This window comes from Pseudomonas sp. 273 (genome assembly GCF_029201425.1).
Classification (GTDB): domain Bacteria; phylum Pseudomonadota; class Gammaproteobacteria; order Pseudomonadales; family Pseudomonadaceae; genus Pseudomonas; species Pseudomonas delhiensis.
Map to the genome: position 1 here is coordinate 7,430,969 of NZ_CP116775.1, position 16,481 is coordinate 7,447,449.

Consider the following 16,481-nt stretch of genomic DNA (forward strand, 5'->3'; position numbering starts at 1 on the left):
GGCGTGCTAGCTTTTCCCTGGTCATTTCCCAATCAACGGATGGGCCAGGCAATGGGCGACACGAACATCGTCAATGTGGGTACGGAGAAGTTCAACGAAATCTGGTCGCTGGTGCAGCAGTACGCCCTGGCCTTCGGCATCAAGATCCTCGCCGCCATCGCCTTCTGGGTGATCGGCCGCTGGCTGATCGGCATGGCGGTGGGCATGGTCCAGCGCGCCCTGGGCCGGCAGAGCGTCGACCCGACCCTGCTGCGCTACGTCGGCTCCTTCATCACCGTGACCCTCAACATCGTCCTGGTGATCGGCATCCTCGGCTACTTCGGCGTGCAGACCACCAGCCTGGCGGCGCTGATCGCCGCGGCCGGCGTGGCCATCGGCATGGCCTGGTCGGGGCTGCTGGCCAACCTCGCCGCCGGCGGCTTCATCATCGTCCTGCGGCCGTTCAAGGTCGGCGACTTCATCACCGCCGCCGGGGTCACCGGCACGGTCAAGGAGATCGGCCTGTTCGTCACCGCCATCAACACCCCGGACAACGTGATGACCCTGGTGGGCAACAACAAGATCTTCGGCGACACCATCCAGAACTACAGCCACAACGACTTCCGCCGCGTCGAGCTCAAGGCGCAGCTGTCCGGGGCGGCCGACTACGCCGCTGCCGCGGCGCTGCTCAAGGAACGCATCGCGCAGGTCCCCAACGTGCTCGCCGAGCCGCCGGTGGACGTCGAGATTCTCGAGTTCAACCTGGTCGGCCCGGTGCTGGCGGTGCGCCCGTACTGCCACAACGACAACTACTGGCAGGTCTACTTCGACACCAACCGCACCATCAAGGAGGCCCTGGGCACCGGCTTCCCGGCGCCGATGCCGGCGCAGACGGTGATCGTGCAGCAGGCCGGCGGCTGAACCCGCCGCCCAGGCGCCGGGGGCGGCCACCACGGCTGCCCCGGGCGTTCCCGCGAGCAAAACCGATGGGTGGTTGCTAGCGGGGGATGGCCGGTCTTTTAGTAGTCCCTTTCCCATTTATGTAAGACGTTTCAGTTTGCACTTGTGGCGAACATCCCGCTGAGGTTAGGGATGCGTCCGGCATATCCTCCATTGCCAACCATCGCACCCTGGATAGGCAGCGACCGCTCGATTGCCGGTCGCATCGTCCGCCATCCGGGGCCAGCATGCCGAACCTCCGTCTACCCGCCGCCTTCAGCCTGATCGAACTGCTGGTCTGCCTGGCGCTCCTGGCCATTGCTGCCAGCCTCGCCGTGCCCGCCTTCAACCAGTTGCTGCGCAACCAGCAGGCGCAGGTGGCGGCGGAACAGCTGCACGCGCTGCTGCTCTACGCCCGTGGTGAGGCGGCCACGCGGGGCCGACCGGTGTCCGTCCGCGCCGCCCAGGCCGATGGCTGGGCGGGGCCGCTGGAGGTGCGCGCCGGCACCGGGCTCCTGCGCCAGCAGGCGGGGCTGGCGCAAGTGGATGTCGAGGCGCCGCGGTCCGCAATCGAGTTCCGTGCCGACGGCAGCATGGGTGGCGCGGTGCGCGGCGACTTCTGCATCAGCGTCTGCCCCAGGGGCAGCCAGGCGTCCTGCCGCCACCTCAGGGTCCAGGGCAGCGGCCGGGTGAAGCTGCCCGCCGGCGGGAGGTGCGGGGCATGAGGCGGGCGCATCGCGGCTTCAGCATGATCGAGGTACTGGTGGCGCTGCTGGTGGTCGCCGTCGGCGCCCTCGGCATGCTCGCCCTGCAGGGGCAGGCGATGCGCCACAGCGTCGACGCGAACCTGCGCAGCAATGCGGTGATGCTCGCCGAGGAGCTGCTGGAGCTGATGCGCAGCAACCGCGACGCGCTGTTCGATGCGGCGGGCCAGCTGAATGGCGAGTCCGACTACTTCAAGGCGGAGAACGTGGCCTTTCCGTCGCAGTCGGCCAACTGCGCCTCGCGCAATCGCGGCGGTGGCGGCGCCGAGGTCGCCAGGGCCGACCTCCATTGCTGGCGCGAAAGGGTGGAGCGGTTGCTGCCGGTCACCCCGGCTGTTCTGGCCAGGCAGTTCGTGGTCTGCCGCAGCGGTCCGGCCGAAACCTGTTCGAGCGGGGCAGGGAGCCTGGTGATGATCCGCGTCGCCTGGGTCGATGAGCGTTCCAGGCTGTGTAACGACAGCGTGTGCAGCTACGTGCTGCGGGCGGAGCCCTGAGATGCGGGCCTGCCACTTGCGCGGTCGGCAGCGGGGGCTGTCGCTGGTCGAGCTGATGGTGGCGCTGCTGCTCGGCGCTTTCCTGATCCTCGGCGTGACCCAGCTGTTCCTCGACCAGAGGCGCCACGCCCAGTCCCAGTTCGGCCAATTGGCCAACCAGGGCAATGCCCGTTTCGCCGCCGCCTCCATCGAGCGCCTGGTGGCCCGCGCCGGCTACCGGGCCAGGCCGGAGCTGCAGATGCCCGCGGAGGCCTTCCCGCCACGCCCGGCCGGCAGGGGCTGCCCGGCGTTCGCCGCGGGGCAGACGGTGGCGCTGGCCTCCAGCCAGGCTGGCGCCGCGCTGTGCGTGCGTTACCAGCGCGGCATGGAGGCCGAGGAGGTGGATTGCAGCGGCGCCTCGCTGGGCTTCTCCGCGGCGCCGGCCACCGTGCTGGCCCGCCTGACGCTGGACCGCACCACCGGAGAACTGGGCTGCGCATCCGCCCTGGAGGGAGGCAGCATGGGCGCCACCGGCGTGCTGGTCGACGGCCTGGTGGACTTCAGCTTCCAGCCGGTCCCCAAGGCCGGCGACAAGGTGCAGCTGCTCGACCTGTACCTGCTGTTCGCCAGCGAGCGGGGCCTGCAGGGCGGCATCGCCAGCGACGTGCTGGACGACTGGGAGGCGCTGAGCGGCCGCAAGCCGGCCATCCCCGCCGACGATGGCCGCCTGCTGCAGATCGGCCTGGCCGGCGTCGCCCTGAGGAACCCGAGCCCATGAGCCCCCGCCCGAGCGCCCAGGCCCAGTGCGGCGCCGTGCTCATGGTGGCGCTGGTCATGCTGCTGATGATGACCTTGCTGGCCCTGGCCGGCATCACCGCCAGCCAGCTGGAAAGCCGCCTGGCCGGCAACCGCGCGGAACTGGCGCGCACCTTCAACGCCGCCGAGTCGGCCTTGCGCGAGGTGGAGCGGCGCCTGGCCCGCGAAACCCGGGAAGACGACGGCCGCGGCACCAGCTGCATCGATCGCAAGGGGCTTTGCGTACTGCTCGCCACCAGCGTCCGCAGCGTCAGCGACGAGCGTTGGCGGTGGCATTGGGGCAACGACCCGGACGCCTGGTGGGGCCAGGCGCAGAACGCCGTCGACTACCTGGGCTCCGACAACGTGAGCCGCTTCGAGCACAGGCTGCGCCAGCACGCCGCCTTCTTCGCCAGCGACGGCGGCGGCCTCAACCTCGGCAACCTCGGCGAGCCGCAGCTGCGCACCGATTACTACTACGTCGACGCCTTCGCCAGCGGCGATGCCGGGCGCACGCCGGTCATCCTGCAGTCGGTGTTCGCCCGGCGCTATGCCAATTGAGGAGAGCCGATGAACCCTCGCCATCACCTGCACCTTTTCATCGTCGGCATGGCCGCCCCTGGCTGGCCGCGCCGGCGGGCGCCGCGCAACTGAACATCAGCCAGCAGCCGCTGTTCCTCACCCAGACGGTGGCGCCCAACCTGATCCTGACGATGGACAACTCCAACAGCATGAAGTGGGCCTTCGTGCCCGACGTCACCGGCTACGAATCGACGAGGGTGCGCAATACGCGGCGGGCGAAGTCGGCCAGCTACAACCCGATGTACTACAACCCGGACATCGACTACCAGGTGCCGAAGAAGGTCGAGTTCGTCAACGGTGCCCTGAGGGTCAGCGACTACCGGATCAGCGACAGCGATCAGTTCAACTTCAGGCGGGTGCAGGTCAACGGTTTCAGCGGCATGCGTGGTGCGGTCGATCTGTCCAGCGACTATCGGGTGAGCTGGCAATACGACCCCACCGGTGGCCAGGCCACCAACTTCAACAGCAGCACCAACTATGGCGGGAGCACGGGGCGCATCTACCACCTGGCGGAGAACCCCGCCGCCGACTTCAAGACCGGCGGCTGGAGGCCCGACGACCGCACCCGCAAGGGCGTGCCGGCCTATTACTACCGGTATGACCCGAGCCTGCAGAAGAACTGCAGGCTGGACAACGACAACTGCTACCGCCTGGTGAACGTCTCGGCCAGTTCCGGGCCCGGCGGCCGCGACGAGCGGCGCAACTTCGCCATCTGGTACGCCTTCTACCGCAACCGTGCCCTGGCCACCCAGAGCGCCGCCAACCTGGCCTTCAACAGCCTGCCCGAGAGCGTGCGGCTGACCTGGCAGGACCTGAGCAACTGCACCACCCTGGATGCCTCGCGGGGCTGCAACGGCGTCAGCTACAGCGGCAGCAACCAGTTCCGGCCGTTCGCCAGCCAGGGCCGGGCGAACTTCTTCCGCTGGCTGGGGGACATCAACTACAACACCGCCACGCCCTTGCGCGTCGCGCTCGACCGGGCCGGCAAGTTCATCGCCAAGCGCGACGGGCCGGCCTACGACTTCCAGCCCGGTGGGCAGAAGCAACCGCAGTTCGCCTGCCGCCCCAGCTACCACCTGATGATGACCGACGGGAAGTGGAACGGGGGCGAGGGCTCCAGGGTCGGCAACCTCGATGGCGGCAACGTCACCCTGCCGGATGGCAGGCGGTACGCGCCGCTCGCGCCCTACCGGGACGGGGCCGGCAACACCCTGGCCGACCTGGCGTTCTACTACTGGGCCAACGATGCGCGCAAGGACATCCCCAACCAACTGGCGCCCCACATCGCCGCCGCCGATGCGGACGCCACGCGCCAGTACTGGGACCCGCGCAACAACCCCGCGACCTGGCAGCACCTGGTGACCTTCACCATGGGCCTGGGCCTCGGGCGCGCGCTGGAGAAGCCCCAGTGGGCCGGCAGCACCTTCGAGGGGCCCGGCTACCAGGGGCTGCTCGATGGCAGCATCGCCTGGCCGGCGGCCGCCGCGGACAGCGACAACAACGTCTACGACCTCTGGCACGCGGCGATCAATTCCCGCGGCGAGTTCTTCAGCGCCGAGGACCCGCAGCAGATGATCGATGCCTTCGCCAGCATCCTCTCGCGGATCGCCAGCCGCACGGCCTCGGCGGCGCGGCCGGCGGTGGCGGCGGGCGAGGTGAAGGACCAGGCGCACGTCTATGCGGCGTCCTTCTCCAGCGAGGACTGGAGCGGCGACCTGGTCAAGTACCGGCAACTGGCGGACGGCCGCCGGGAGGCGCTGTGGAGTGCCAAGGGGCTACTGGATGCGCGCACCGCGCCGCGCAGGGTCCTGATGCGCAAGGGCGGGGCCCTGGCCGAGTTCACCTGGGCCAACCTGGACGCCAGCCAGAAGGCCGCGCTGAACCGCACGCTCTCCGGCGACAAGGACACGCTCGGCGAGGCGCGCCTGGGCTTCCTGCGCGGCAAGCGCGACCTGGAGGGCGGGACCTTCCGCACGCGCGGCGCTCTGCTCGGCGACATCGTCAACTCGGCGCCGCTGCTGGTCGCGGCGCCCTCCCGGCCGGCCCACGCGCGGGACAGCCTGGAAGCCCCCGGCGCCTACAGCGAGTTCAAGGCGGCCCAGGCCGCGCGCGAGGCGGTGGTCTACGTCGGCGCCAACGACGGCATGCTGCACGCCTTCGATGCGGAGGCGGGCGAGGAGCTCTTCGCCTTCGTGCCCTCGGCAGTGGTGGGCAACCTGCACCGCCTGGCCGACCCGCGCTACGGCAGCACGGAGCACCGCTACTTCGTCGATGGCCCGCTGGTGGCCGAGGACGTGTTCTTCGACGGCGCCTGGCGCACAGTGCTGGTCGGCGGCCTCGGCGCCGGTGGCCGGGCTCTGTTCGCCCTGGACGTCACCGAGCCGCGAGCGCCGAAACTGCTCTGGGAAATCGAAGGCGGCGCCGGCCCGTTCGCCCGCCTGGGCCACAGCCTGCCGCGCCCGGCCATCGTGCGCCTGGCCAGCGGCCGCTGGGCGGTGCTGGCGGCCAACGGCTACGACAGCGTGCAGGACATGGCGGTGCTCTACCTGATCGACATCGGCAGCGGCGAGCTGATCCGCGAGCTCAACGTGAGCAAGGGCGGCGATGCCGCCAACGGCCTGTCCAGCCCGCGCGCGGCGGACATGGATGGCGACGGCATCGTCGACTACGCCTATGCCGGCGACCTGCTCGGCAACCTCTGGCGCTTCGACCTGCGCGGCGCCGGCGGCGAGGCGGTGGGCCTGGCCGGCCGGCCGCTGTTCCAGGCCCGGGATGCCAGGCAGAAGGTGCAGCCGATCAGCGCGACGCCCTGGCTGGTCCGGCACCCGTCCGGCCAGGGGGTGCTGGCGCTGCTGGGGACCGGCAAGTACTTCGAGGTGAACGATGCCCAGGCCGACACCAGCAAGGCCATGAGCCTGTACGGCATCTGGGACCGGCAGGTCGCCGGGGAGCCGGCCGACGGCGCCTCGACGGTGCAGCGCGGCCACCTGCAGGTCCAGCAGATCGAAGATGACGGCGATGGCTACCGGACGCTCAGTGACGAGCCGCTGGCCTGGGCACCCGCCACGCAGAAGCCGGGCGCTTCCGGCACGGGCAGGCATGGCTGGCTGCTGGACCTGCCGATGACCGGCGAACGCGTCGTCGCCGACCCGGCCGGCAGTGGCCGGCTGGCATTGTTCTCCACCCTGACGCCGAACGTCGATCCTTGCAGCGATGGCGTCAGCACCTGGCTGATGGCGCTGAACCCGCTGACCGGCGGGGCGCCGTTGGCCGATGCGCTGGACTACGACCGCAACGGCGTGATCGACGACCGTGACCGCGAGGGCGGCGCGAAGGTCGCCGGCCTGCAGTTCCCCGGCCTGGGCGGCACCACCATCGGTTTCGACCTCGACAGTGGCCTGGGCCTGGCCCATGGCAGCGAGGGTTCGCTGCGCTTCTTCGACGGCATCCGCCCGGGGCGGCAGAGCTGGCGGATGATGAGGGTCGAGCAATGAGGCGGCAGGTTCGGCCAGGCGGCTTCAGCTTGCTGGAGCTGCTGGTCGCGCTGGCGATCGTCGGCATACTCGCCGCCATCGCCTACCCCAGCTATATGGAACACGTCAACCGCGCCAAGCGCGCGGAGGGGCGGGCCTTGCTCCATGAGGTGGCAGCACGCCAGGAGCGCTTCTTCGCGCAGAATTTCCGCTATGTGGTGAGCGACGACCTGGTCGGCCAACTGGGCATGCAGGCCCTGTCACCCAATGGCTACTATCGGTTGGCGCTGGGGGAAGGGCCTGGCGGCTACCAATTGACCGCGGTGCCGCAGTGGAGCGACCCCCGCTGCAGCAACCTGACGCTCGACGCCACCGGGGTTCGCGGCCCGGCGGCGGTGGATTGCTGGCGCTAGGTCGGCGTGCGGTCGACCCACTTGGGCGCGGCCAGGGGCTTCCAGGCCTGCAGGGCGTCGACCAGCTCGGCCGGGGTGGCGCCGCGCTGCAGCATCTGGCGGTGTTCTGCGCGGACGAAGCGTTCCTGCACCAGGTGGTCGAGGAAGGTCAGCAGCGGGTCGTAGAAGCCGTCCACCTCCAGCACGCCCAGCGGCTTGGCGTGGTAGCCCAGCTGGCCCCAGGTCCAGACCTCGAACAGCTCCTCCAGGGTGCCGAGCCCGCCGGGCAGGGCGATGAAGGCGTCGCTCAGCTCGGCCATGCGCGCCTTGCGCGCGTGCATGCCGTCGACCACTTCCAGGCGGCTCAGGCCCTTGTGGCCGATTTCCGCCTCTTTCAGGCTCTGCGGGATGATCCCCACCACCTCGCCGCCGGCGGCCAGGGCGGCATCGGCCACCATGCCCATCAGGCCCACGGCGCCGCCGCCATAGACCAGGCGCAGGCCACGCTCGGCGATATGCCGGCCGAGGCTCTCGGCCGCTTCGCGGTAAATGGGGCTGGCACCGGGGCTGGCGCCGCAGAATACGCAGATGGAACGCAAGGTCATTGCCTGGAACTCCGTGACCGTCAAAACGGTCGTCAGAGTAACTGCTGCGTGTCCGCGCTCCAAGCCGCCATGGCCGACCTAGCCGCCGCAGGCGCCCTGGGCATAGCATGCGAGGACTTGCTGAAAAATTGTATACATGTTTGTATCCGATTTGTCGGGCATGGCGATGCTCTCCGTGTGTGGCATCCTTGGCGGTCTATGCTGGACGGGGCGCGCTAATTTGCCTCGTTGAAAGTTCGTATCAGCCTGATAGAACTGCATGCTGGCAAGACCATGGCGCCGCCCGCACCGAATTGACCTGGATCAGCAGGCGCCGCCCGACTATCGGGCAGTCTGCCGTTCCGGATTCTCCGCCCAACCTGCCCAGGAGGCTCGTATGTTCCACAAACTCGCTGCTGTCACCCTGCTCGGTCTGTTCAGCGCCCCGCTGCTGGCTGCCGAATGCTCGGTGGACATTCAAGGCAACGACCAGATGCAGTTCAACACCAACGCCATCAGCGTGGACAAGAGCTGCAAGACCTTCACCGTGAACCTGTCCCACCCCGGCGCCCTGCCGAAGAACGTCATGGGCCACAACTGGGTGCTGACCACCGCCGCCGACATGCAGGGCGTGGTCGCCGACGGCATGGCCGCGGGCCTGGACAAGAACTACCTGAAGGACGGCGACGCCCGCGTGATCGCCCACACCAAGATCATCGGTTCCGGCGAGAAGGATTCGGTGAGCTTCGACGTCTCCAAGCTCAAGGAAGGCGAGCAGTACATGTTCTTCTGCAGCTTCCCGGGCCACTCGGCGATGATGAAGGGCACCCTCGCGCTCAAGTGAGTTCGTCGGCCCGCACGAAAGCCCGGCTTGCAGCCGGGCTTTTTCGTTTTACCTTATCCCTGTACGCGGCGCCTCGTGTTGCGGTCGCCGCCAGGGGGAAGCATGTATCACGGTGAACGTTTCAATGCCTGGACCCACCTGCTCGGCGCCGTGGCGGCGCTGGTGGGCGGCACCTGGCTGGTGGTCGCCAGCAGCCTGCTCGGCGATGCCCTGAAGATAGTCGGCGTCTCGGTCTACAGCGGCAGCCTGCTGCTGCTCTACAGCGTCTCCACCAGCTACCACAGCGTGCGCGGGCGGGCCAAGGCGGTCCTGCGCAAGCTCGACCACCTGTCGATCTACCTGCTGATCGCCGGTAGCTACACGCCCTTCTGCCTGGTCAGCCTCAAGGGCGCCTGGGGCTGGACGCTGTTCGGCATCGTCTGGGGCCTGGCCGTGCTGGGCATGCTGCAGGAACTCAAGCCGCGCTCCGAGGCGCGGGTGCTGTCCATCGTCATCTACGCGGTGATGGGCTGGATCGTACTGATCGCCCTGGGCCCGCTGTACCGCGCCCTCGGCCCGGACGGCGTGGCCTGGCTGGTGGCCGGCGGGGCCAGCTACACCATCGGCATCCTGTTCTTCGCCTACGACGAGCGCTTCCGCCACTGGCACGGCATCTGGCACCTGTTCGTGATCGCCGGCAGCCTGCTGCACTTCATCGCGGTGTGGCTCTACGTGCTGCCGGCGCGGGGGGCGTAGGAGCGGATCTCATCCGCGAAGCGCGCCGGTGGTGCCGGCCATCGCGGACAAGGTCCGCTCCTGCAATCGTGTTTCCCGGTGACGTAGGCTTTGGGTTCAAAAGCGCCCTCTCCCCAACCCTCTCCCGCAAGCGGGAGAGGGGGCTGTCCTCTGCAGGGGGAAAGACCGGAGCCACCCTCGTACCTTCGTCATTCTTGTGAACGCGGCAACCTATTAGACAGTTGCCTCTACAGGGGCTCGGGGTGGGTGGGGCGCCAAAGTCACTGGGTTCCCGCGTCCGGGGGAATGACGAGGGTAGCTGGGCGTATCAGGATGATGCCGGGCTCGCCGAGCGCTCCGAACGGCCCCCTCTCCCTTCAGGGAGAGGGTTGGGGAGAGGGGACGGCGTTGATCCAAACACCAACGGTGTCCGGGGTGCGCCATTCGCGAGCAAGCTCGCTCCTACAGGGAACGGCGTCGGGCCGGCTCACGGCGCCTTCGGCAACTGGCGCTTGTGGTGGGTCTTCTCGTAGGTGCGCTTGATGATCTCGAAGGCTTCCGGGCTGACCGGCTGGCCGTGCAGGAAGGCGTCGATCTCCTGGTAGGTCACGCCGTGGGCGTGCTCGTCGGGCTTGCCCGGCGCCAGGTCCTCGAGGTCGGCGGTCGGCACTTTTTCCACCAGGAACTCCGGGGCGCCCAGGCTGCGGGCGATGGCGCGCACCTGGTGCTTCACCAGGCCGGTCAGCGGGGCGATGTCGCAGGCGCCGTCGCCGAACTTGGTGAAGAAGCCCATCACCGCCTCGGCGCTGTGGTCGGTGCCTACCACCAGGCCCTGGCGGGCGTTGGCGATGGTGTACTGGGCGACCATGCGCATGCGCGCCTTGGTGTTGCCCAGGGCGAAGTCCACTGTGCCGGCGGGCAGGCCGTCGAGGGCGCGGGTCTGCTCGGCCAGGGCCTGGACCGCCGGGCCGATGTTCACCGTGTGGCGCTCGTCCGGGGCGATGCAGTCCACCGCCGCCTGGGCGTCGGACTCGTCGCCCTGCACGTTGTACGGCAGGCGCACGGCGATGAAGCGGTAGTCCGGGTTGCCGGTCTGCTCGCGCAGCTCTTCCACCGCGCGCTGGCAGAGCATGCCGGCGGTGAGGGAGTCGACGCCGCCGCTGATGCCCAGCACCAGGGTCCTGGTGCCCGACTCGCGCAGGCAATCCTGGATGAAGCGGACGCGCCGCTGGATTTCGGCCTGCACCTGGGCATCGGACTGGAAGGGCGGCTGCACGTTGAGGTCTTTGGCGATGGTGTCTTGGATGGTCTTCATGGGGCTCCTCGATCCGGCTGTGGACAGGACGCGCCTGTCGGATGCGGAAAAAATACCAGCCCGCGGCGTGCCGGGCGATGCCCGGATGGTCGCGGGACGCTGGGATCAGGTTCTGGCCAGGTGCTCGCCGATCCACTCGACGAAGGCGCGCACCTTGGGCACCGCCGCGGCGTGCTCGGGGTAGGCCAGGTAGTAGGCGCTGCGGCTGTGCAGGGCGTGGGGCCAGGCGACCACCAGCTTGCCTTCATGCAATTCCTCTTCCACCAGGAAGCGCGGCAGCAGGGCCACGCCGCAGCCGGCCTGGGCGGCGCGGATGCACATGTAGAAGGTGTCGAAGCGCGGCCCGTGGAAGCTGTGCTCGCTGCGCCGGTCGAGGCTGGCGAACCACTCGTGCCAGGCCTCCGGACGGGTGGCGTTCTGCAGCAGCACCAGCTCGTCCAGCTGCAGCGGGTCGTCCAGCGGCTGCGCCGGGAGGATCGCCGGCGAGCACACCGGCAGCATCTCCTCGCCGAACAGGTGCAGGCATTCGGCGCCGGGCAGGGTGCCGGGGCCGAAGAAGAAGGCCACGTCGCAGCGCTGCTGCAGCAGGTCGTCGGGCTCCAGTTCCTGGCGCAGGTCCAGGTGGATGTTCGGATGGCGGTGGCGCCAGCCGTTGAGCAGCGGGATCAGCCAGCGCGCACCGAAAGTGGGCGGGGTGGACACGCGCAGCACCTCGGTCTCGCCGCCGTAGGACAGCAGGTAGCGGGTGGACAGCTCCACCTGGCTGAGGATCTTGCGCACCTCCTGCAGGTACAGCTCGCCTGCCGGCGTCAGCTGCAGGCGCCGGCGCACGCGGCGGAACAGCAGGTGCTGGAGCATCTCCTCGAGCTGCGCCACCTGCTTGCTCACCGCGCTCTGGGTCAGCGCCAGCTCCTCCGAGGCGCGGGTGAAGCTCAGGTGCCGGGCCACGGCTTCGAAGCACTGCAGGGCGGTCATGGAGGGCAGGTGGCGTTTGTTCAGCATCGCTCGGTGTCCGGCCGGGGCGCCTGGCGCCCCTGGCATGAATTTACGGAATGATGTGCATAGGAAACGTCGTTTGTTGGCCGCCCGCAAGCCGGTTATTACTGCTTGCATTCCAATGGCTTAACCGACCGGCTCAGGAGACGCGATGATTTCCGCACTGCTCGAGAAACTGGGGGTGGATTCCTCCCTCTACTCCAACGGCGACCATGTCATCCACAGCCCCATCGACGGCAGCCGCCTGGGCGCCGTGCGCCTGGAAAGCGCCGCCGAGGTGGAGCAGAAGATCGGCCGCGCGGCCCAGGCCTTCGGCGCCTGGCGCGCGGTGCCGGCGCCGCGCCGCGGCGAGCTGGTGCGCCTGTTCGGCGAAGAGCTGCGCGCGCACAAGGCCGAGCTGGGCGAGCTGGTGTCCTGGGAGGCCGGCAAGATCACCCAGGAAGGCCAGGGCGAGGTGCAGGAGATGATCGACATCTGCGACTTCGCCGTCGGCCTGTCGCGCCAGCTCTACGGCCTGACCATCGCCTCCGAGCGCCCCGGCCACCACATGCGCGAGACCTGGCAGCCGCTGGGCGTGGTCGGCGTCATCAGCGCCTTCAACTTCCCGGTCGCCGTGTGGTCGTGGAACACCGCGCTGGCGCTGGTGTGCGGCAACCCGGTGGTGTGGAAGCCGTCGGAGAAGACGCCGCTCACCGCGCTGGCCTGCCAGGCCCTGTTCGACAAAGCCCTGGCGCGCTTCGGCGACGCCCCGGCCTGCCTCGGCCAGGTGGTGATCGGCGACCGCGCCGCCGGCGAGGCCCTGGTGGACGACCCGCGCGTGGCCCTGGTCAGCGCCACCGGCAGCACCCGCATGGGCCGCGAAGTGGGCCCGCGCGTCGCCGCCCGCTTCGGCCGCAGCATCCTCGAACTGGGCGGCAACAACGCCATGATCCTGGCCCCCAGCGCCGATCTGGACATGGCCGTGCGGGCCATCCTGTTCAGCGCCGTGGGCACTGCCGGCCAGCGCTGCACTACCCTGCGCCGGCTGATCGCCCACGAATCGGTGAAGGACGAGATAGTCGCGCGCCTGAAGGCCGCGTACTCGAAAGTACGCATCGGCCACCCGCTGCAGGGCAACCTGGTCGGCCCGCTGATCGACGAGCGCAGCTTCCTGGCCATGCAGGGCGCGCTGGAACAGGCGCGCGGCGAGGGTGGCGTGGTGTTCGGCGGCGAGCGTCAGCTGCAGCAGCAGTTCCCCGACGCCTTCTACGTCTCCCCGGCCATCGTCGAGATGCCCGAGCAGAGCGACGTGGTGCGCAGCGAGACCTTCGCCCCGATCCTCTACGTGATCCCCTACGAGGACTTCGACGAGGCGCTGGCGCTGAACAACGCCGTGCCCCAGGGCCTGTCGTCCTGCGTGTTCACCACCGACGTGCGCGAGGCGGAAGCCTTCATGTCGGCCATCGGCAGCGACTGCGGCATCGCCAACGTCAACATCGGCCCCAGCGGCGCGGAGATCGGCGGCGCCTTCGGCGGCGAGAAGGAAACCGGCGGCGGCCGCGAATCCGGCTCCGACGCCTGGAAGGCCTACATGCGCCGGCAGACCAACACCGTGAACTGGTCGCGGGAGTTGCCGCTGGCGCAGGGGATAGTGTTCGATTGACTGCAAGCTGCAAGCTGCAAGCTGCAAGCTGCAAGCGCAAGACCAGGGTGTGACTTCTAGCCGTGGGTGAGGCGGCGGGCTCTTTCTTGGAGCTTGCCGCTTGCCGCTCGCGGCTCCTTGTACAAGGATCAGCGGATGTCGCTTCGCCAAGAGTGTCTGTGGGAACACCTGACCCCCGAGCGGCCGCAGGCGCCGTCGTTGCTGGGGGAGCGCAAGGCCGATGTTTGCGTCATCGGTGCCGGCTTCACCGGGCTTTCCGCAGCCCTGCACCTGCTGGAGGCGGGGCGCAGCGTCTGCGTGCTGGAGGCCCATCGCACCGGCCATGGTGGCGCCGGGCGCAACGTCGGGCTGGTCAATGCCGGCCTGTGGATTGCGCCGGACGAGATCGAGGCGGGCATGGGCGTGGAGGTCGGCGCGCGGCTCAACCGCATGCTGGGCGCGGCGCCCTCGCTGGTCTTCTCGCTGATCGACAGGTACGCCATCGATTGCCAGGCGCGCCGTGAAGGCACCCTGCACATGGCCCACAACCCACGCGGCCTGGACGACCTGCGCAGCCGCTGCGAGCAGTGGCAGCGCCGCGGCGCCCCGGTCGAGCTGCTGACCGGCGCGGCCTGTGCCCAGGCCTGCGGCACCGAGCGGATCGCCGGCGCGCTGCTCGACCGCCGCGCCGGCACCCTCAACCCCATGGCCTACGTCAGCGGCCTGGCCCGCGCCGTGGTGGGCCTGGGCGGCGAGCTGTACCACCACTCACCGGTGACCTCGCTGCAGCGCGAGGGCGATGCCTGGCGCGTTTCCACCGGCGACGGCAGCGTGCTGGCGCAGAAGGTGGTGATCGCCTCCAGCGCCTACACCGAGGGCGAGTGGACGCAACTGCGCCGCACCTTCTTCCCCGGCTACTACTACCAGGTCGCCTCGCGCCCGCTGGAGGGCGCGGAGGCCGCGCGCATCCTGCCCGGCGGCCAGGGCTCCTGGGACACCCGCCAGGTGCTCAGCAGCATCCGCCGCGACGCCGACGGCCGCCTGCTGCTCGGCAGCCTGGGCAAGGGCACCGGCAAGCCGGAGTGGTTCATCCGCAGCTGGGCCGACCGCATCCAGCAGCACTACTTCCCGCGGCTGGGCAAGGTGGACTGGGAATTCACCTGGACCGGCTGCATCGACTTCACCCCCGACCACCTGATGCGCCTGTTCGAGCCGGCGCCGGGGCTGCTCGCCATGAGTGGCTACAACGGCCGCGGGGTGACCACCGGCACGGTGGTCGGCAAGGCCTTCGCCGACTTCCTGCTGCGTGGCGAGGCCAGCGCCCTGCCCATGCCCCTGCGGCCGCTGGAGGAAATCTCCGCGGCGGGCCTGCGCAGTTGCCTGTACGAGGCGGGCTTCTCGCTCTACCACGCCGGGCAATGCCTGCGCGTGGTGCTCTAGCGGCCGCGTCCAGGGCGGGGCGCCCGGCCCCGTCCGCCTCATCTGGCCCCTTCTGCACTTTGGTCTAGCCTTTTTGGTGCGTTACCTCGAAGGGTGCGCACCGAGAATGTGCAGTTAGGTGACAGTGATGGTTACCGCTCGGGTTGCGCCCCGTGGCTGCTGGTTGTGCCAGCTCGCGGGATGGATGGTTGCACCCATTGGATGTTTGGGTTGCACCTTTTGTTTTAGGGGGTTGCACACGCCAAAAGCTGTTTTCTGCCGGCCCTGGCCGGTTCTGCTGTCCGACTTTTCAAATAACAAAAACGGATGGCACGCGGCTTGCTGTTGGCTAGGCGCCAACATCTGTTGTTTCGCGCGTCACCACAAAAACCTCAGGAGCAAAACTCCATGTCGCAGAAGATTTTCAGAAAAGGCTTTCTGGCCCTGGCGGTAACCGCCGCGATGGGCATGACTTCTCTCGCCCAGGCCGACGTCGTGATCGGCGTCGCCGGCCCGCACACCGGGGCCAACGCCTCCTTCGGCGAGCAATACTGGCGCGGAGCGACCCAGGCCGCGGAGGACATCAATGCCGCCGGCGGCGTCAACGGCGAGAAGATCAAGCTGGTGAAGGCGGACGACGCCTGCGAACCGAAACAGGCCGTGGCCGTGGCCAACCGCCTGGTGGACGAAGACAAGGCGGTGGCGGTGGTCGGCCACTTCTGCTCCTCCTCCACCATCCCCGCCTCCGAGGTATACGACGAGGCCGGCATCATCGCCATCACCCCGGGCTCGACCAACCCGGCGGTCACCGAGCGCGGCCTCTCCGGCATGTTCCGCATGTGCGGCCGCGACGACCAGCAGGGCATCGTCGCCGGCGACTACATCGTCGACGTGCTCAAGGCCAAGAAGGTCGCGGTCATCCACGACAAGGACACCTACGGCCAGGGCCTGGCCGACGCCACCCGCGCGCAGCTGAACAAGCGCGGCGTGAAGGAGGTGCTGTACGAGGGCCTGACCCGCGGCGAGAAGGACTTCAACGCCCTGGTCACCAAGATCCGCGCCTCCGGCGCCGAGGTCGTCTACTTCGGCGGCCTGCACCCCGAGGCCGGCCCGCTGGTGCGGCAGATGCGCGAACAGGGCCTGACCGCCAAGTTCATGTCCGACGACGGCATCGTCACCGACGAACTGGTCACCACCGCCGGCGGCCCGCAGTACGTCAAGGGCGTGCTGATGACCTTCGGCGCCGACCCGCGGCTGATCCCCGACGGCAAGGCGGTGGTCGAGAAATTCCGCGCCGGCGGCTTCGAGCCCGAGGGCTACACCCTCTACGCCTACGCCTCGGTGCAGGCCCTGGCGGCCGGCTTCAACGGCGCCGGCAAGACCGACCCGGCGGCTGCCGCCAAGTGGCTGAAGTCGCACCCGGTGCAGACCGTGATGGGCAAGAAGGAGTGGGACCAGAAGGGCGACCTGAAGGTCTCCGACTACGTGGTCTACGAGTGGGACGACAAGGGCAAGTACCACCAGCTGGACGCTTTCAAGAAGTGACCCCGGCCTGAAGCGCCGACTGCCGGCGCCGCCACGAGCGGCGCCG

General features: G+C 69.1%; 15 protein-coding genes. 12 read left to right on the forward strand and 3 right to left on the reverse strand.

Annotation, left to right across the window (positions count from 1 at the left end; genetic code table 11):
* The first annotated feature begins 51 nt into the window (after positions 1 to 51).
* The 7 genes from PKO50_RS33835 to PKO50_RS33865 all read left to right on the forward strand — a co-directional run bounded on the left by PKO50_RS33835 (position 52) and on the right by PKO50_RS33865 (position 7,418).
* Positions 52 to 900: a mechanosensitive ion channel family protein gene (locus tag PKO50_RS33835; protein ID WP_109935992.1), complete on the forward strand. Its 849-nt coding sequence runs from the start codon at positions 52 to 54 to the stop codon at positions 898 to 900.
* A 266-nt stretch (positions 901 to 1,166) separates the two neighbouring features.
* A complete protein-coding gene (locus tag PKO50_RS33840; RefSeq protein ID WP_275628435.1) occupies positions 1,167 to 1,643 on the forward strand; it encodes a GspH/FimT family pseudopilin in 477 nt (158 codons plus the stop codon).
* Entirely contained in the window at positions 1,640 to 2,176 is a 537-nt protein-coding gene (gene pilV / locus PKO50_RS33845; RefSeq protein ID WP_109935990.1) for a type IV pilus modification protein PilV, read from the forward strand. The genes PKO50_RS33840 and pilV overlap by 4 nt, the downstream gene beginning before the upstream one ends.
* Before the next feature lies 1 nt (position 2,177).
* The gene (locus PKO50_RS33850; protein WP_158546442.1) at positions 2,178 to 2,933 is read left to right on the forward strand and encodes a prepilin-type N-terminal cleavage/methylation domain-containing protein; all 756 of its coding nucleotides are present in this window, start codon (positions 2,178 to 2,180) and stop codon (positions 2,931 to 2,933) included.
* On the forward strand, positions 2,930 to 3,511 hold the full coding sequence (locus PKO50_RS33855; RefSeq protein ID WP_275628436.1) for a PilX N-terminal domain-containing pilus assembly protein: 582 nt from the start codon (positions 2,930 to 2,932) through the stop codon (positions 3,509 to 3,511). The genes PKO50_RS33850 and PKO50_RS33855 overlap by 4 nt, the downstream gene beginning before the upstream one ends.
* The gene (locus PKO50_RS33860; RefSeq protein ID WP_275628437.1) at positions 3,508 to 7,026 is read left to right on the forward strand and encodes a PilC/PilY family type IV pilus protein; all 3,519 of its coding nucleotides are present in this window, start codon (positions 3,508 to 3,510) and stop codon (positions 7,024 to 7,026) included. The genes PKO50_RS33855 and PKO50_RS33860 overlap by 4 nt, the downstream gene beginning before the upstream one ends.
* Positions 7,023 to 7,418 carry a type IV pilin protein gene (locus PKO50_RS33865; protein ID WP_275628438.1) on the forward strand — a complete coding sequence of 132 codons (396 nt, stop codon included), beginning with the start codon at positions 7,023 to 7,025 and terminating at the stop codon, positions 7,416 to 7,418. The genes PKO50_RS33860 and PKO50_RS33865 overlap by 4 nt, the downstream gene beginning before the upstream one ends.
* Here the strand turns inward: PKO50_RS33865 and PKO50_RS33870 are convergent.
* Positions 7,415 to 8,002: a TIGR00730 family Rossman fold protein gene (locus PKO50_RS33870; protein WP_275628439.1), complete on the reverse strand. Its 588-nt coding sequence runs from the start codon at positions 8,000 to 8,002 to the stop codon at positions 7,415 to 7,417. The two genes, PKO50_RS33865 and PKO50_RS33870, sit on opposite strands and share 4 nt — an antisense overlap.
* Before the next feature lie 376 nt (positions 8,003 to 8,378).
* Between PKO50_RS33870 and azu the strand changes: the two genes are divergently transcribed.
* Positions 8,379 to 8,825, forward strand: a complete 447-nt coding sequence (gene azu, locus PKO50_RS33875; RefSeq protein WP_089390018.1) for an azurin — start codon at positions 8,379 to 8,381, stop codon at positions 8,823 to 8,825.
* 102 nt (positions 8,826 to 8,927) lie between these two features.
* On the forward strand, positions 8,928 to 9,560 hold the full coding sequence (locus PKO50_RS33880) for a hemolysin III family protein (protein WP_109935984.1): 633 nt from the start codon (positions 8,928 to 8,930) through the stop codon (positions 9,558 to 9,560).
* A gap of 466 nt (positions 9,561 to 10,026) precedes the next feature.
* Here the strand turns inward: PKO50_RS33880 and nadE are convergent, their stop codons facing one another.
* Positions 10,027 to 10,854, reverse strand: a complete 828-nt coding sequence (gene nadE, locus PKO50_RS33885; protein WP_109935983.1) for an ammonia-dependent NAD(+) synthetase — start codon at positions 10,852 to 10,854, stop codon at positions 10,027 to 10,029.
* 105 nt (positions 10,855 to 10,959) lie between these two features.
* On the reverse strand, positions 10,960 to 11,856 hold the full coding sequence (locus tag PKO50_RS33890) for a LysR family transcriptional regulator (RefSeq protein ID WP_109935982.1): 897 nt from the start codon (positions 11,854 to 11,856) through the stop codon (positions 10,960 to 10,962).
* Between the two features lie 145 nt (positions 11,857 to 12,001).
* Here PKO50_RS33890 and PKO50_RS33895 point away from each other — a divergent pair, with 145 nt between their 5' ends.
* From PKO50_RS33895 to PKO50_RS33905, 3 genes are all read left to right on the forward strand, one after another.
* The gene (locus tag PKO50_RS33895; RefSeq protein ID WP_089390022.1) at positions 12,002 to 13,492 is read left to right on the forward strand and encodes an aldehyde dehydrogenase family protein; all 1,491 of its coding nucleotides are present in this window, start codon (positions 12,002 to 12,004) and stop codon (positions 13,490 to 13,492) included.
* A 135-nt stretch (positions 13,493 to 13,627) separates the two neighbouring features.
* The gene (locus PKO50_RS33900; protein ID WP_275628440.1) at positions 13,628 to 14,911 is read left to right on the forward strand and encodes an FAD-binding oxidoreductase; all 1,284 of its coding nucleotides are present in this window, start codon (positions 13,628 to 13,630) and stop codon (positions 14,909 to 14,911) included.
* A 387-nt stretch (positions 14,912 to 15,298) separates the two neighbouring features.
* Positions 15,299 to 16,435 carry a branched-chain amino acid ABC transporter substrate-binding protein gene (locus PKO50_RS33905; protein ID WP_074985110.1) on the forward strand — a complete coding sequence of 379 codons (1,137 nt, stop codon included), beginning with the start codon at positions 15,299 to 15,301 and terminating at the stop codon, positions 16,433 to 16,435.
* Positions 16,436 to 16,481: the final 46 nt, after the last annotated feature.

Bases quoted from the DNA above. Each gene is read 5' to 3' on its own strand.
- PKO50_RS33900 (WP_275628440.1), top strand. From the start codon at position 13,628: ATGTCGCTTCGCCAAGAGTGTCTGTGGGAACACCTGACCCCCGAGCGG.
- nadE (WP_109935983.1), bottom strand. From the start codon at position 10,854: ATGAAGACCATCCAAGACACCATCGCCAAAGACCTCAACGTGCAGCCG.
- PKO50_RS33865 (WP_275628438.1), top strand. From the start codon at position 7,023: ATGAGGCGGCAGGTTCGGCCAGGCGGCTTCAGCTTGCTGGAGCTGCTG.
- PKO50_RS33855 (WP_275628436.1), top strand. From the start codon at position 2,930: ATGAGCCCCCGCCCGAGCGCCCAGGCCCAGTGCGGCGCCGTGCTCATG.
- PKO50_RS33840 (WP_275628435.1), top strand. From the start codon at position 1,167: ATGCCGAACCTCCGTCTACCCGCCGCCTTCAGCCTGATCGAACTGCTG.
- azu (WP_089390018.1), top strand. From the start codon at position 8,379: ATGTTCCACAAACTCGCTGCTGTCACCCTGCTCGGTCTGTTCAGCGCC.
- pilV (WP_109935990.1), top strand. From the start codon at position 1,640: ATGAGGCGGGCGCATCGCGGCTTCAGCATGATCGAGGTACTGGTGGCG.
- PKO50_RS33895 (WP_089390022.1), top strand. From the start codon at position 12,002: ATGATTTCCGCACTGCTCGAGAAACTGGGGGTGGATTCCTCCCTCTAC.
- PKO50_RS33870 (WP_275628439.1), bottom strand. From the start codon at position 8,002: ATGACCTTGCGTTCCATCTGCGTATTCTGCGGCGCCAGCCCCGGTGCC.
- PKO50_RS33850 (WP_158546442.1), top strand. From the start codon at position 2,178: ATGCGGGCCTGCCACTTGCGCGGTCGGCAGCGGGGGCTGTCGCTGGTC.
- PKO50_RS33890 (WP_109935982.1), bottom strand. From the start codon at position 11,856: ATGCTGAACAAACGCCACCTGCCCTCCATGACCGCCCTGCAGTGCTTC.
- PKO50_RS33905 (WP_074985110.1), top strand. From the start codon at position 15,299: ATGTCGCAGAAGATTTTCAGAAAAGGCTTTCTGGCCCTGGCGGTAACC.
- PKO50_RS33880 (WP_109935984.1), top strand. From the start codon at position 8,928: ATGTATCACGGTGAACGTTTCAATGCCTGGACCCACCTGCTCGGCGCC.
- PKO50_RS33835 (WP_109935992.1), top strand. From the start codon at position 52: ATGGGCGACACGAACATCGTCAATGTGGGTACGGAGAAGTTCAACGAA.